This is a genomic window from Micromonospora sp. AKA38, from assembly GCF_027925725.1.
GTDB lineage: Bacteria > Actinomycetota > Actinomycetes > Mycobacteriales > Micromonosporaceae > Micromonospora.
On sequence record NZ_BNEI01000005.1, the window covers coordinates 1,353,712 to 1,369,107 of the forward strand.

Annotated in this window: 11 protein-coding genes; 8 read left to right on the forward strand and 3 right to left on the reverse strand. The window is 72.7% G+C overall.

Annotated elements, in window-relative coordinates; all coding sequences use genetic code 11:
• Positions 1-12 precede the first annotated feature (12 nt).
• The 6 genes from TPA0908_RS22850 (at position 13) to TPA0908_RS22875 (ending at position 7,324) form a co-directional block, all read left to right on the forward strand.
• On the forward strand, positions 13-1,554 hold the full coding sequence (locus TPA0908_RS22850) for an ABC transporter substrate-binding protein (RefSeq protein ID WP_281941105.1): 1,542 nt from the start codon (positions 13-15) through the stop codon (positions 1,552-1,554).
• Between the two features lies 1 nt (position 1,555).
• On the forward strand, positions 1,556-2,500 hold the full coding sequence (locus tag TPA0908_RS22855) for an ABC transporter permease (RefSeq protein ID WP_281941108.1): 945 nt from the start codon (positions 1,556-1,558) through the stop codon (positions 2,498-2,500).
• Positions 2,497-3,381 carry an ABC transporter permease gene (locus TPA0908_RS22860; protein ID WP_281941111.1) on the forward strand — a complete coding sequence of 295 codons (885 nt, stop codon included), beginning with the start codon at positions 2,497-2,499 and terminating at the stop codon, positions 3,379-3,381. Before TPA0908_RS22855 ends, TPA0908_RS22860 begins: the two co-directional genes overlap by 4 nt.
• Before the next feature lie 110 nt (positions 3,382-3,491).
• Complete coding sequence (locus TPA0908_RS22865) at positions 3,492-4,472, forward strand: ABC transporter ATP-binding protein (RefSeq protein ID WP_281942656.1); 981 nt, start codon at positions 3,492-3,494, stop codon at positions 4,470-4,472.
• Positions 4,469-5,500 (forward strand): ABC transporter ATP-binding protein, encoded by a 1,032-nt coding sequence (locus tag TPA0908_RS22870; RefSeq protein ID WP_281941113.1) that lies wholly within the window; start codon positions 4,469-4,471, stop codon positions 5,498-5,500. Before TPA0908_RS22865 ends, TPA0908_RS22870 begins: the two co-directional genes overlap by 4 nt.
• Positions 5,501-5,536: 36 nt before the next feature.
• Positions 5,537-7,324 (forward strand): gamma-glutamyltransferase family protein, encoded by a 1,788-nt coding sequence (locus TPA0908_RS22875; protein WP_281941115.1) that lies wholly within the window; start codon positions 5,537-5,539, stop codon positions 7,322-7,324.
• A gap of 283 nt (positions 7,325-7,607) precedes the next feature.
• Here TPA0908_RS22875 and sthA read toward each other — a convergent pair whose 3' ends face one another.
• The gene (gene sthA, locus TPA0908_RS22880) at positions 7,608-9,011 is read right to left on the reverse strand and encodes a Si-specific NAD(P)(+) transhydrogenase (RefSeq protein ID WP_281941117.1); all 1,404 of its coding nucleotides are present in this window, start codon (positions 9,009-9,011) and stop codon (positions 7,608-7,610) included.
• Between the two features lie 80 nt (positions 9,012-9,091).
• Between sthA and TPA0908_RS22885 the strand changes: the two genes are divergently transcribed.
• Positions 9,092-10,564 carry a M1 family metallopeptidase gene (locus TPA0908_RS22885; RefSeq protein ID WP_281941119.1) on the forward strand — a complete coding sequence of 491 codons (1,473 nt, stop codon included), beginning with the start codon at positions 9,092-9,094 and terminating at the stop codon, positions 10,562-10,564.
• Positions 10,565-10,607: 43 nt separating this feature from the next.
• Here the strand turns inward: TPA0908_RS22885 and TPA0908_RS22890 are convergent, their stop codons facing one another.
• Entirely contained in the window at positions 10,608-11,969 is a 1,362-nt protein-coding gene (locus TPA0908_RS22890) for a glycosyl hydrolase family 18 protein (RefSeq protein ID WP_281941121.1), read from the reverse strand.
• A gap of 139 nt (positions 11,970-12,108) precedes the next feature.
• Between TPA0908_RS22890 and TPA0908_RS22895 the strand changes: the two genes are divergently transcribed.
• Positions 12,109-13,350: an ROK family transcriptional regulator gene (locus TPA0908_RS22895; protein WP_281941123.1), complete on the forward strand. Its 1,242-nt coding sequence runs from the start codon at positions 12,109-12,111 to the stop codon at positions 13,348-13,350.
• A gap of 69 nt (positions 13,351-13,419) precedes the next feature.
• Here the strand turns inward: TPA0908_RS22895 and TPA0908_RS22900 are convergent, their stop codons facing one another.
• Positions 13,420-15,303 carry a ricin-type beta-trefoil lectin domain protein gene (locus tag TPA0908_RS22900; protein ID WP_308447843.1) on the reverse strand — a complete coding sequence of 628 codons (1,884 nt, stop codon included), beginning with the start codon at positions 15,301-15,303 and terminating at the stop codon, positions 13,420-13,422.
• Positions 15,304-15,396: the final 93 nt, after the last annotated feature.

Below are 15,396 nucleotides of genomic sequence, written 5' to 3' on the forward strand. Positions count from 1 at the left end.
GCAGGGGGGCCAATGTCCAGGAACAAGCTCGGTGTGATCGGCGCGGCGCTCACGCTCGCGGCCGGTGTCCTGTCCGGATGCAGCGGCGGCGAGGCCGTCGACGTCGGTGACGGCGACGGCGGTGCCGGGGGCGCGGGGGGCGTCCTCAACGCCGCGATCGGTGGCGAACCGGACCAGCTCGACCCGCACAAGACGTCCGCCTACTACAGCTTCCAGGTCCTGGAGAACGTCTACGACACGCTCGTCGAGCCGGACGCCGACCTGAAGATGGTGCCGTCGCTGGCCACCAAGTGGACCACCAGCGCCGACCAGCTCACCTGGACGTTCACCCTGCGCGACGGGGCGAAGTTCTCCGACGGGTCGCCGCTGACCTCGGAGGACGTGGTCTACTCCTACGAGCGGATCATCAAGCAGAAGCTGAACACCGCCTACAAGTTCGCCACCGTCAAGTCGGTCACCGGCCCCGACCCGGCCACCGTCGTGGTGACGCTGACCGCGCCCACCCCCAACCTGCTGGCCAACCTGGGCGGCTTCAAGGGCGTGGCGATCGTGGAGAAGTCCAACGTGGAGTCCGGCAAGGTGAAGACCGCGCCGGTCGGCAGCGGCCCGTTCAAGGTCGCCGGCTACACCTCGGGTGACAGCATCAAGCTGGTCCGCAACGACACCTACTGGGGCGACAAGCCGAAGCTCGACGGCGTCACCTTCACGTTCGTCAAGGACCCGACCGTCGCGCTGCAGAACCTGCGCAGCGGCCAGGTGCAGTGGACCGACAACCTGCCGCCGCAGCAGGTGAAGTCGTTGCGCGACGGGGACGACCCGGTGGTGAAGACCGCGCCGTCGACCGACTACTGGTACGTGGCGCTCAACGAGGCCCGCAAACCGTTCGACAACCCCGAGGTCCGCCGCGCGATCGGCTACGCGCTGGACCGGGAGGCGATCACCAAGGCGGCCAAGTTCGGTCTCGCCACGGTCAACCAGACCGCCATCCCGCGCGACAGCGCGTTCTTCTACGACTACGCGCCCTTCTCGCACGACCCGGCCAAGGCGAAGCAGATGCTCGGCCAGGCCGGCGTCGGCAACCTCACCATGGACCTGATGGTCACGAGTGAGTACCCGGAGACGGTCACCGCCGCCCAGGTCATCGCCGCCCAGCTCAAGGACGTCGGGATCACCGTGAAGATCCGTACGCTGGACTTCGCCCAGTGGCTCGACGAGCAGGCCAAGGGGAACTTCGACGGCTTCATGCTCGGCTGGCTGGGCAACGTCGACCCGGACGAGTTCTACTACGCCCAGCACCACAGCGGCGGCACGTTCAACTTCCACAAGTACGCCAACCCGGCCGTGGACAAGCTGCTCGACACCGCCCGCACCGAGACCGACCAGGCCGCCCGCAAGCAGGCGTACGACCAGGCGGCGAAGCAGATCGTCGACGACGCCAGCTACCTCTACCTGTACAACCCGGACGTGGTGCAGGGCTGGTCGAAGAAGGTCTCCGGCTACGACGTCCGCAGCGACCGGGCGATCCGGTTCCGCACGGTCGCCCTCGGCAAGTGACATGACCCGCTTCGTCCTGCGGCGGGTCCTCCAGTCCGCGGTCGTGCTGCTCGGGGTGACCCTGGTGGTCTTCCTGCTGCTGCAACTCGTGCCGGGGGACCCGGTGCGGGTGGCGCTCGGCACCCGCTTCGACCCGCAGACGTACGAGGCGCTGCGGGAACGCGCCGGCCTCGACCAGCCGCTGCCCGTGCAGTACGCCAGCTACCTCGGTCACGCGCTCACCGGCGACCTCGGGGTCAGCTTCCGCACCGGTCAGCCGGTCAGCCGGATCGTGCTGGAACGACTGCCGGCGACGCTGTCGCTGGCGCTCACCGCGGTGGTGTTCGCGCTGCTGGTGGCGTTCCCGCTGGGCATCGTCGCGGCGGTGCGCAGCGGCTCGGCGGTCGACCACGCGGCGCGCGTGTTCAGCCAGTTCGGCGTCTCGGTGCCCGACTTCTGGATGGGCATCATGGGGATCATCCTCTTCGCCGGTGTGCTGGGCTGGCTGCCGCCGTCGGGCTACGTGGCGCTCACCGAGGACCCGGGCCGGTGGGCGTCGCACGTGGCGCTGCCGGCGGTCACCGTCGGCCTGGTCACCGCGTCGATCCTCACCCGGTTCATCCGCTCCTCGGTGCTGGAGGTCCTCTCCGCCGACTACGTGCGCACCGCCGAGGCGAAGGGGCTGCGCAACCGGGTGGTGATCCTGCGGCACGTGCTGCGCAACGCGCTGATCCCGGTCGTCACCGTGGTCGCGGTGCAACTGGCCAGCCTGCTCGGCGGCGTGATCGTCATCGAGGTGCTGTTCGCCTGGCCCGGCATCGGCCGGCTCACGTTCGACGCGGTCCAGGCCCGCGACTATCCGGTCCTGCAGGGCGCCGTGCTGCTCGTGGCCGCGCTGTTCCTACTGGTCAACCTGCTGGTGGACATTCTCTACGCCCGCCTCGACCCGAGGATCACGGTCAGGTGAACGGCGCATCCGAGAGCACCAGGCGTCGCGTGCTGGACGCGCTGCGCCGCGACCCGCTCGCCGTCGGCGGCACGCTGGTCCTGCTGCTGCTGGTCGTGGTGGGCGTCGCCGGTCCCTGGCTGGCTCCGTCCGGCGTCAACGACGTCGACGTCGACGCGATGCTGCGACCACCCAGCGGGGCGCACCCGTTCGGCACCGACGAGCTGGGCCGGGACGTGCTCAGCCGGGTGCTGGTCGCGGCGCGCGTCTCGCTCCAGGTCGGCGTGGTCAGCGTCGGCATCGCGCTGGTCGCCGGCATGACGCTCGGGCTGTTCGCCGGCTACTACCGGGGCTGGCTGGACAGCGTGCTGATGCGCTGCATGGACGTGCTGTTCGCGTTCCCGGTGCTGCTGCTGGCGGTGGCCATCGTGGCGGTGCTCGGGCCCGGCCTGCTCACCGCCATGGTCGCCATCGGCGTGGTCTACACCCCGATCTTCGCCCGGATCACCCGTGCCGGCGTGCTGGCCGTCCGCGAGCAGGTCTTCGTCCGGGCCGCCGTCTCCATCGGCGCGTCCGACCTGCGCATCATGCGCCGGCACGTGCTGCCCAACATCGCCGCGCCGCTGATCGTGCAGACGTCGCTGTCGCTGGCGTTCGCGATCCTGTCCGAGGCGGCGCTGTCCTTCCTCGGGTTGGGCATCCAGCCGCCGGCGCCGGCCTGGGGTCGGATGCTCTTCGACGGGCGGGGCTTCGTCACCGACGCCTGGTGGCTGGGCGTGTTCCCGGGCGCGGCGATCTTCCTGACCGTGCTCGCGTTCAACCTGGTCGGTGACGCGCTGCGCGACGTGCTCGACCCCCGCCAGCTCACCCTCAGCGAGGCCCGCAGGAGCACCACCGCATGAGCGAGCGCACCGAGCGAAGCGAGGGCCACGAGCGCATGCCCAGCCAGCACCGCATGAGCGAGCGCACCGAGCGAAGCGAGGGCCACGAGCGCATGCCCAGCCAGCACCGCATGACCAGTGGCGATGCCGTGTTCTCCGTCGAGGACCTCACCGTCACCGTCGGCACCCGGCGCGGGCCGGCCCGCGCCGTGGCCGGTGTGTCCTGGCAGGTGCGGGCCGGCGAGACGTTCGCGCTGGTGGGCGAGTCGGGCAGCGGCAAGAGCATGACGCTGCTCGCGGCGACCGGCCTGGCGCCACGCGCCGCCACGGTCACCGGCCGGGTCCGGCTGCTCGACACCGAGCTGAGCGCGCTGCCCGACGACCGTCGGCGCAGGCTGCGCGGACGGCACGTCGGGTTCGTGTTCCAGGACCCGATGACCTCGCTCAACCCGGTGCTGCCGGTCGGCCGGCAGGTCACCGAGGCGGCCGAGGCGCACCTCGGGCTGACCCGCCGCGCCGCCCGGGCCCGGGCGGTGGAGCTGCTCGACCTGGTCGGCATCCCGTCCGCCGCGCGACGGGTCGACGCGTTCCCGCACCAGTTCTCCGGCGGCATGCGCCAGCGCGTCGTCATCGCCATGGCGCTGGCCTGCGAGCCGGACCTCCTGATCGCCGACGAGCCGACCACCGCGCTCGACGTCACCACCCAGGCGCAGATCGTCGAGCTGGTCGCCGACCTCCAGCAGCGGCTCGGCACCGCGGTCGTCTGGGTCACCCACGACCTGGGCGTGGTCGCCGGCATCGCGGACACCGTCGCGGTGATGTACGGGGGGCGGATCGTCGAGCAGGGCCCGGTCGACGCGGTGTTCGACGCGCCGACGCACCCGTACACCCGGGCGTTGCTCGCGGCGCGGCCGGACCCGGCCCGCCGGGGGGAGGACCTGGTGGCGATCCCGGGCGCCCCGCCGAGCCCGCTCGACCTGCCGCCGGGCTGCGCGTTCTGGCCGCGCTGCCCGGTGCGCGCCGACCCCCGGTGCGAGCACGAGCTGCCCCCGCTGACGCCGGTCGGTGACGGGCACACCGTCCGCACCTTCTATCCGGGAGAGACGCCATGACAGCGGCGGACGTGGTCGCCGAACTGGACGACCTGGCGGTGCACTTCCCGACCCCGGCCGGCGTGGTCCGCGCCGTGGACGGCGTCACCCTGGCCGTCCGCCGGGGCGAGACGCTCGGCCTGGTCGGTGAGTCCGGCAGCGGCAAGTCCACCGCCGGCCTGGCGCTGATGCGGCTGGTCGACCCGACCGCCGGCCGGGTCCGGGTGGCCGGCGCGGACGTGACCCGGTTGTCCCGGCGTCGCCTGCGCGGCATGCGCCGGCACGTGGCGATGGTGTTCCAGGACCCGCAGGCGTCGCTGGACCCGCGCCGTACGGTCGCGGACAGCGTCGCCGAGCCGCTTGTGGTGCACCGGCTGGCCACGTCCGCCGCCGCCCGCCGGTCCCGGGTGGCGGAGCTGCTGGAGCTGGTCGGCCTGCGGCCGGAGACCGCCGACCGGCACCCGCACGAGCTGTCCGGCGGCCAGCGTCAGCGGGTGGGGGTGGCCCGCGCGCTGGCCGGTGAGCCGGACCTGATCGTGCTGGACGAACCGATCGCCTCGCTGGACCTGAGCGTCCAGGCGCAGATCATGAACCTGCTCCGACGGCTGCAACGCGATCTCGGGCTGACCTACCTGTTCATCGCGCACGACCTGGCGGCCGTCGAGCACATGAGCGACCGGATCGCGGTGATGTATCTCGGCCGCATCGTGGAGACCGGCCCACCGGAGCGGATCTACCAGCGGCCGGCGCACCCGTACACGGCGGCGCTGCTGTCGGCGGTGCCGGTGGCCGATCCCCGCGTCGAGCGGGAACGCCGGCGCATCGTGCTCTCCGGTGACATCCCCAGCCCGGTGGACCCGCCCAGCGGTTGCCGCTTCCGTACCCGCTGCCCGCAGGCCCGCGACGCGTGCGCCGAGACCGATCCGGCGCTGGCCGAGGTCGCTCCCGGCCAGCACGCCGCCTGCCTGTTCCCGCTGGACGGCGTGCTTCGCCCCACCGGCGGGCGGCGACCGGACGGCGGGCCGGACCGGGACGGCGGCGCGGCGTAGGCTCACCGGGCCGCCGTCGCCCGCAGGAGCCGCCCGATGACGTTCACCACCCGGCCGACGCTGCGCGGCACGTTCGGCATGGTCTCCTCGACGCACTGGCTGGCCAGCCAGTCCGCGATGGGCGTGCTGGAGCGCGGCGGCAACGCGTTCGACGCCGCGGTCGCCGCCGGTTTCGTGCTGCACGTGGTCGAGCCGCACCTCAACGGTCCCGGCGGCGAGGTGCCGGCGATCCTCGCCACGGCCGGCGATCCCACCCCGCGGGTGCTCTGCGGCCAGGGCCCGGCCCCGGCCGGCGCCACCGTCGCGCACTTCCGCGCGCTCGGCCTGGACCTGGTGCCCGGCGCCGGCCCGCTCGCCGCCGTGGTGCCCGGCGCGGTGGACGCCTGGCTGCTCCTGTTGCGCGACCACGGCACCCGCACGCTCGACGAGGTGCTGGAACCGGCGATCGGCTACGCCGCCGCCGGTCATCCGCTGGTCGGCGCGGCCGGGCAGACCGTGGCGCGGGTCCGGTCGCTGTTCACCGAGCACTGGCCGACCTCCGCGCGGCTCTGGCTGCGCGACGGCCGCCCGCCAGCGCCGGGGGAGATGGTCACCAACCCGGCGTACGCGGAGACGCTGCGCCGCCTGGTCGAGGCCGGGCGGGATGCCGGGGCGGACCGGGTGGCGCAGATCGAGGCGGCCCGGCGCGCCTGGCGGGAGGGTTTCGTCGCCGAGGCGATCGACCGGTTCAGTCGCCGCCCGTTCCGGGACTCCAGTGGTCGCCCGCACGCCGGCCTGGTCACCGGCGACGACCTGGCCGGTTGGTCGGCCACCTGGGAGGAGCCGGTCACGCTCGACTGGCGGGGGCACACCGTGGCGAAGACCGGTTTCTGGGGCCAGGGCCCGGTGCTGTTGCAGGCGTTGGCGACGCTCGACGCGCTCGACGATCCCCGGGCGCTGGACCCGTCCACGGTGGACGGCATCCACGCCCAGGCCGAGGCGCTGAAGCTCGCCTTCGCCGACCGGGAGGCGTGGTACGGCGACACCGACGTACCGGGCGCGGCGCTGCTCTCGTCGGCGTACGCCGGTGAGCGGGCCGCGTTGATCGGCGAGCGCGCCGCGACCGGGCTGCGCCCCGGTCACCCGGCGGGCGCGTCGCCGCGGCTTCCGGCGCACCTGCGCGCGCACGCCGCTCGGCGGACCGGCCCGCAGGACCCGAGCACCGGCGAACCGACGGTACGCGCGGACGGGGTGACCCGCGGCGACACCTGCCACGTCGATGTGGTGGACCGGTGGGGCAACATCATCTCGGCCACCCCGAGCGGCGGCTGGTTGCAGAGTTCGCCCGTCATCGAAGAGCTGGGCTTCCCGCTGGGCAGCCGGTTGCAGATGTGCTGGCTGGAGGAGGGGCTCGCGTCGTCGCTGCGGCCGGGCCGGCGTCCGCGTACCACGTTGAGCCCGACGCTGGTGCTGCGGGACGGCGAGCCGGTGCTGGCCTGCGGCACGCCCGGCGGCGACCAGCAGGACCAGTGGCAGTTGCTGTTCCTGCTGCGTCACCTCGCCGGCGGGCAGGAGTTGCAGGAGGCGATCGACGCGCCGGCGTGGCACACCACCAGCCTGCCGGCGTCGTTCTACCCGCGTGAGGTCGAGCCGGGCGTGCTGGTGGTGGAGGACCGGATCGACCCGGACGTGCGGGCCGCGTTGCGCGCGAAGGGCCACACCGTGCGCCGCGCCGACCCGTGGAGCCTGGGCCGCCTGTGCGCCGTCACCCGCGACCCGGCCACCGGCGTCCTGTCCGCCGCCGCCAACCCCCGAGGCGCCCAGAACTACGCCACCGGCCGCTGACCCCCCATCCCGTCCCACCCCACCCCACCCCACCCTCGCCGTGTCGATCTTGCAGATTCGGCCCCGGCATCGCGGACGAATCGGGCTTCCGCCGGGCCGCAACTGCAAGATCGCGGGGGAGAGGGAGGGGTGGGGGGTGGTGTCGAGTAGGTGCTCGGTCCGGGTGAGCAGGGCGGCCATCGCGGCCGGGGTCCACGTGGAGCGCCACGGCTCGTCCGCCCAGACGCTCGACCGGCCGGTGGTGGCCGCCAGCAGCCGGGCCAGCAGCCGACCGTGCGGTCGCTCAGCCGTCGATCCGGGTGATGTTGCGGATCTTGTTGGCGGCGTCCAGCGCCGCCACCTTGTACGCCTCGGCCAGCGTCGGATAGTTGAACACCGCGTCGAGCAGGTAGTCGACCGTCCCGCCGCAGCCCATCACCGCCTGCCCGATGTGGACGATCTCGGTGGCGCCGGTGCCGAACACGTGCACGCCGAGCAGCCGCCCGTCCGTCGGCGAGACGAGCAGCTTCAACATGCCGTACGGGTCGCCGACGATCTGCCCCCGGGCCAGTTCCCGGTAGCGGGCGATGCCCACCTCGAACGGGGTGGACGCCTCGGTCAGCTCGTCCTCGGTCTTCCCGACGAAGCTGATCTCCGGGATGGTGTAGATGCCGATCGGCTGGAGTTCCGGCATCGCGCGGGCCGGTTCCCCGCAGGCGTGCTGCGCGGCCAGGCGACCCTGTTCCATCGAGGTGGAGGCCAGCGCCGGGAAGCCGATGACGTCGCCGACGGCGTAGATGTTCTCGACCGCGGTGCGGTAGTCGGCGTCGACCTGGATCCGGCCGCGGTGGTCGGCGGTGAGCCCGGCCGCCTCCAGCGCGAGTGCGTCGGTCTGCCCCTGGCGGCCGGCGGAGTACATCACCGTGTCGGCGACGATCTTCTTGCCGCTGCGCAGCACGCAGAGCGCGGCGGTGCGGTGCTTCTCCACCGAGGCCACCTCCTCGCCGAAGCGGAACGTCACGGACAGGTCCCGCAGGTGGTACTTGAGCGACTCGACGATCTCCTCGTCGCAGAAGCCGAGCATCCGTTCGCGGCGCTCCACCACCGTCACCTTGGTGCCGAGCGCGGCGAACATCGAGGCGTACTCCATCCCGATCACGCCGGCGCCGACCACGACCATGCTGCGCGGCACGGCCTGCAGGTTGATGACGCCGTCGGAGTCGACGATCGTCCGGTCGTCGAAGTCGACGCTGTCCGGGCGGGCCGGGCGGGTGCCGGCGGCGATGACCGCCTTGTCGAAGCTGACCCGGGTCTCCCGGCCGGAGCCGGCGTCGACCCAGACCGAGTGCGCGTCGGCGAAGCGGCCGGTGCCGGTGATCATCGTGACCCGGTTGCGGGCCAGTTGGTCGCGGATCACGTCGGTCTGCCGGCCGATCACGTGCTGGGTCCGGGCGGCCAGGTCGGCGACCGTGATGTCCTCCTTGACCCGGTAGCTGCTTCCGTAGAGGTCACGCTGGCTGAGCCCGGTCAGGTAGAGGACCGCCTCGCGCAGCGTCTTGGACGGCACGGTGCCGGTGTTGATGCACACCCCGCCGAGCATGTCGCGACGGTCCACGACGGCGACGCGACGGCCCAGCTTGGCCGCGGCGATAGCCGCCTTCTGTCCACTTGGTCCGGAGCCCAGCACCAGCAGGTCGTAGTCATACACGCCCGACAGCCTGGCAGCATGTCCCGGCGGACGCCAGCGGAGGGGCCCCCAGAAGTGGATCTTTCCCGTATGGTGCGCTGATGCGTCGCCGCGTACCGCTGATCCTGCTTCTCGCGCCGCTGCTCGCCGCCGGGTGCACCACCGACCCCGCCGCGCCGGCCGCCGACCCGTCCATGCCGCCGACCACGCCCGCTCCGACCGTTCCCGCCGTCGACTACACCGCCTGGCAGGCGGGCCGTTCCACGCCGGTGGCCGACAAGGTCTACCCGGCGCGGGGCACCGACGCGCTGGACGTCCTGCACTACGACCTGGCGGTGGAGTGGGCGCCGTCGACCCGGACCCTCACCGGCGTCGCCACGCTGCGGATCCGTCCGGTCCGGGACGCGCCGAACCTCGTGCTCGACTTCATGCCTTACCAGCTCGACGGCGTGACGCTGGACGGCACACCGGTCACCGCCGCGGTGGCCCGGGAGAAGCTCACGGTGACCGCGCCGGTCGTGGCCGACAAACCGGTGACGCTGGTGGTCGAGTACCACGGCCGGCCGCGGACCACGCCGATGCCGTCGCACCGCAAGGACGTGGAGGACCTCGGCCTCACCGTCACCAAGGAGGGCGGCCTCTGGACGATGCAGGAGCCGTTCGGGGCGTTCACCTGGTACCCGGCGAACGACCAGCCCGCCGACGAGGCGCTCTACGACATCCGGGTGACCGTGCCGGCGGGGTGGACCGCGATCGCCGGCGGCACCCCGGCCGGGCAGTCCGGCACCACGTTCTCCTACCGCAGCGCCGACCCGGTCGCGACGTACCTGACCACGCTCGCGGTCGGGAAGTACCAGAAGCTGACCGCCAAGGGGCCGCGCGGCGTGCCGCTGACCTACTGGTACCGCAAGGGCGCCGACGACGATCTGGTGCCGTACCTGAAGAAGTCCCCGCAGTACCTGGCCTGGCTGGAGAAGAAGTTCGGCCCGTACCCGTTCCCCTCCGGCGGCGTCGTGGTGGTGGACTCGGCGTCGGGCATGGAGACCCAGCAGATGATCACGATGGGCGGGAAGATCGAGGACACCCGGGCCCGCCGGGACCGCTGGGGCAGCGACCTGCTGCACGAGTACGCCCACCAGTGGTTCGGCAACTCCGTCACGCCCACGAGCTGGACCGACCTGTGGCTGAACGAGGGCTGGGCGAAGTACGCCCAGGACCTGTACACCCAGGAGACGCTGAAGCTGAGCGCGGCGAGCCTGGACCGCTACCTGCGCGAGGGCGACGCGGTCCTGCGCAAGAAGCTGGGCCCGCCCGGCAAACCCGACCCGAAACGGTTCGCCGAGGGCAACGTCTACCTCTGCCCGGCGGCCATGCTCCGCGAGATCCACCGGCAGGTGGGCGACAAGACGTTCTTCGTGCTGGCCCGCGCCTGGGTGCAGGACCAGCGCAACACCCAACAGGACCGCGCGTCGTTCATCGCGTTCCTCAACGAGCGGACCGGCCGCGACTTCACCGAGCTGGTCAACGCCTGGCTGGACTCGAAGACCACGCCGAAGCAGATCAAGGTCGGTTGACCGGGTCCGGGGCCCCGCGGATCGGCGGGGCCCCGGACCGGGCTCAGCGGCCCTGGAGCGCCCGGACGTTGTCGCCGAACGTCCAGCCCTTCGACCCGTCCCAGTTGATCGACCAGGTCATCAGGCCCTTGAGTCCCGGCACTCCGTGCCACGCCTGGCTGACCAGCGACGGGCTCAGGTAGCCGCCGCCCGCGCCGGGCTGCGCCGGCAGGCCGGGGACCTGCTTGTCGTACGGGACGCGGATGGTGACGCCCTGGACGGTGAGCCCGTTGTTCAGGCACTGCGTCTGCACCGTGAAGCCCTGCACGGTGCCGGCCGGGTACGAGTCACCGGCGCAGCCGTACATGGAGCCGTTGTAGTACTGCATGTTCAGCCACCAGAGCCGGCCGTTGTCGGCGTACTTCCTGACGATCGGCAGGTACGCGCCCCAGATCGAGCCGTAGGTGACGCTGCCGCCGGTGACGTACGCGGTCTCCGGCGCCATGGTGAGCCCGAAACCGGCCGGCATCTGGGCCAGCACCCCGTCGATGATGCGGATCAGGTTGGCCTGCGACGGCGAGAGCTGGTTGATGTTCCCGCTGCCGGTCAGCCCGGTCTCGATGTCGATGTCGATGCCGTCGAAGTTGTGCCGTTTGAGGATCGGCACCACGGTGGCGACGAACCGGTCGGCGACGGCGGCGGAGCTGAGGTCGATGCCGGCGGCGGCCCCGCCGATGGAGAGCAGCACGGTCAGGCCGGCGGCCTTGGCCTGACAGACCTGCGCCGGGGTGGGCACCCGGACGCCGGCGTCCATGCCGTCCTCCCAGAGCACGGTGCCGTCGGCGCGGATGACCGGGAACGCGGCGGTGACCACGTTGTAGCCGTGACCGGTGATCCGGGCGTCGGTGACCGGGATCCAGCCGAGTCCGGGGTGCACGCCGTTGGCCGCGCCGTCCCAGTTCTCCCAGTAGCCCTGGAGCACCTTGCCGGTCGGCCGGGACCGCAGCGCACAGGTGTCACCGCCCGGCGTGGACGTCGCGGTCGGGGTCGGCGTGGGGGTCCGGGTGGGGGAGGGGGACGCGGTGGGACTGGGCGTGGGTGACGGTGGCCGGGTGGTCGGGCTGGGTGACGGTGTGCCGCCGGTGCAGGCGCCGAGATCGGTCCAGAGCGCCGGCACGGCGGCCGGCGTCCAGCCCGCGCCGACCGGCGGGGTGTGCGTGACCAACGCCTGGTAGAGCCGGCCGGCGTAGCTGGCCCGGCTGCCGGCGGTCCAGGTGACGCCCTCGGCCCAGGCCGGCGCGTCGCAGGCCACCAGCGCGGTGGGGTTCGCGGCGGCGGCGAAGCCACCGGCGGCGGGCAGGGCCACGGTGGCGGCGAGCAGCGCGACGCCACCGAGCAGAGCGGTCGTCCCACGTCCGAGTCGCATGACATACCTCCTCATCAATGCGGCGGAGGTTATCAGTTAACTTTGTTAAGTGTAAATGCGCAGTAGTCTGTCAGCACTTGATTCAGGGTCTGAAATGCGGGCCGCCGACGCGCGGCCCCGGGGAAGGACGGCGGCGGACGTGGACGCCAGACGCACCACGGTGCGCGACATGCGCCGGGCCAACCGGTCGGTCCTGCTCACCCGGATCTGGCTGGACGGCCCGCTCAGCCGGCACGAGCTGGGCCAGTCCACCGCGTTGAGCCTGGCCAGCGTGAGCAACCTGGTCGGCGAGATGATCGCCGAAGGGTTGGTCGAGGAGGCCGGCTCGGTGGAGTCCGACGGCGGTCGCCCCCGGGTCCTGCTGCGGGTCGCCCCCGGCCACGGCTACCTGGTCGGCGCCGACGTGGGCGAGACCCGGGTGCAGGTCGAGCTGTTCGACCTGACCATGACCGCGCTGGCCAAGGCGGAGTACCCGATCGCCGCCGCCGAGCCCGACCCGCGACAGGTCGCCAGGCACCTGCTTCACGGCCTCGCCGCGGTGACCGAGCAGGCGGGCGTCGACCCGGCCGCGGTGCTCGGGTTCGGCGTCGCCGTCTCCGGCACGGTCGAGCGCGCCGCCGACGCGGTGGTGCACGCGCAGACGCTCGGCTGGGACGGCGTCCCGCTCGGGGCGATGCTGCGCGCCGGCACCGACGTGCCGGTGCACATCGACAACGGCGCCAAGACGCTCGGCCAGGCCGAGATGTGGTTCGGCGCCGGCCGTGGCGTCCGGCACGCGGTGGTCGTCCTGGTCGGGTCCGGCGTCGGGGCGTGCGTGGTCGCCGACGGCGTCGGCTATCGCGGCGCGCACAGCAGCGCCGGCGAGTGGGGTCACACCACCATCGTGTACGGGGGCCGGCGCTGCCGCTGCGGCAACCTCGGCTGCCTCGAGGCGTACGTCGGGGCGGAGGGGGTGCTCGACCGGTTCCGGCGGGCCAACCGGGGCCGCCCGGCGCCCGGCGGGGACGAGGAGAGCGCGTTCGGTGACCTGCTGCGCGCCGGCAGCCGCACCGCCGCCACGGTGATCGACGAGACGGTCGGCTACCTCGGCGCCGGCCTGGCCAACCTGGTGAACCTGTTCAATCCGGAGCGGGTGGTGCTGGGCGGCTGGGCCGGGCTGGCGCTGGGCGAGCGCCATCTGCCGGCGATCCGCGAGGCGACCGCGCGCCACGCGCTGCGCCAGCCGTACGCGCAGACCTCGGTCGAGCTGTGCCGGCTCGGACCGGACGCGGTCGCGATGGGCGCGGCCACCCTGCCGATGGCCCGGCTGCTGCGCGACGGCGGCGTGCGCCGCGAGCCGGCGGTCCGGCCGGCCCCGGCGCGGCGGTCGCCGGGCCGCTGACCGGCCGGACCGGCGTCACCCGCGGCAGTGGCCGGACCGGCGGCGACGCCGGCCCGGCCACCCGGGGGGTCAGGACGGCAGCGTCCACTTCTGGTTGGCGCCGCCGGTGCAGCTCCACAGTTGTGTCTTCGCTCCGTCGGCGGACGTGTTGCCGGTGACGTCGAGGCACTTGTCCGCCTGCGGGTTCACCAGGTCCCGCCCGGCGGTCGCGGTCCACTGCTGGGCGGCGCTGCCGTTGCACGCCCACAGCTGCACCCTCGTGCCGTCGGCGGTGCCGCCGCCGGCCACGTCCAGGCACTTGCCGAGCGCACGCAGCGTCCCGTCGGCGGCCCGGGTCCAGCGCTGGTTGGCCGCCCCGGTGCAGCTCCAGATCTGCACCGGCGTGCCGTCGGCGCTGGCGTTGTCGGTGACGTCCAGGCACTTTCCGCCGATGCCGGTGACCGGGCCGGTCGGCGTCGCGCCGCCGCCGGACTGGGTGCCGGACCAGGTGAACGTGGCGGTGGTACGGGCCGGCAGCGTGTAGCTGAAGGACTGCCCGCCCCACACCACCCGGACCGACTGCGCGGACGTGCCGCCGTTGTGCGCCAGCAGCGCCTTGGAGCCGTCCGGGTTGCGGTACGCCACGTTCTGCACCGTGCCGTTGGCGGTGGAGTCGATCCGGGTCGCGCCGGGCCGGACGAACCTGGTCAGGTGGCCGGTGGTGTAGTACTCGATCGTGTAGTCGACCTGGCCGGCCCGGGCACCGCCCTCCTGCACGGTGATCAGGCCGGTGCAGGTGCCGCAGCCGCCGTTGTGCGGGCCCATGTTCTGGTTGACCGCGAGGCTCCACTTCACCACGCTGCGGCTCCAGTTCCGCGAGTAGTTCACGATGTCGGCCATGTCCTCGTTGTGCTGGTTGGTGATCCAGGTGCCGCCGGAGTGCTCGGTGCTGAACTGCGGCACCGCCGGGTACTGCGCGCGCACCTGGCTGCCGACCGCCGGGTCGCCGAAGTAGCCGTGCCAGGCGATGCCGCCGAAGAGCGGGTCGGTGCGGACCACGCTGTCGGCGAGCAGCCCGGAGCCGATGGTGCCGTAGTCGCCGTAGTTCCAGTCGTGCACCAGCACCTTCGAGTTGATCCCGGCGGCGCGGAACGCCGGGTAGACGAAGTTCTTGGTCAGCTCCGTCAGGCCGGAGGCGTTCCAGCTCATGCCGGGGTAGTCCATCGCGGTGGGGTTGCCGGACTGGCAGCAGTTCGGCTCGTTCTGCACCGACAGGTAGTCGACGGTGACGCCGCGAGCGGCGTACGCCTGAATGGTCCGGACCAGGTACTGCGCGTAGGTGGCGTAGTGCTCCCACTTCAGCCAGCCCATCTGGTCCATCCGGCCGTTGTCCTTCATCCAGCCGGGCGCGCTCCACGGCACCACCATCACCCGCAGCGCCGGGTTGAGCTGGCGGGCCTGCGCGGTGAGCAGCTCGACGTTCGTGTCGTAGCCGTTCGCGCCGAAGTCGTTGAGGTCGCAACAGGTGTCGTCGAGGGACACGTTGCCGGGCCGGGACAGGTCGGACGCGCCGACCGGGTTGCGGACGAACGACAGCCCGATCCCGTCGGTGGGGCTGAACAGCTTGCGCATCACCGCGTCCCGGGTGGCCGCGCTGACTCCGCCGCCGCGCAGCAGGTACGCGGTGGTGTCGGTGATGGACGCGCCGGCGCCCTCGAACGGCTGGTAGCGGGTGTTCTCGTCGACGGTGATGGTGTGCGTGGCGCCGGGGCTGGTGGCGGCGAAGGCGAGTGGGCTCTGCTGTTGCAGGCCACGGGTGACGGTCCGGCCGCCGCTGTCGGAGGTGGTGGTGAGCCAGACGTCGACGCGTTCACCGGCGGCGTGGGCCGCGGTGGTGGGGGCGAGGGCGCCGGCGGTGAGGCAGAGCGTCAGGGCGACGCGGCCGGCGAGGCGGGCAACGGTGGTGGGGGACACGGGTGCTCCTTCCGGATGAATAGACATCCGCGAATGAGCGAACCGTTGTTCCGGGCTTGTGTCAAGACGTGAAAGAAAGGGGCGGCCGCCCGG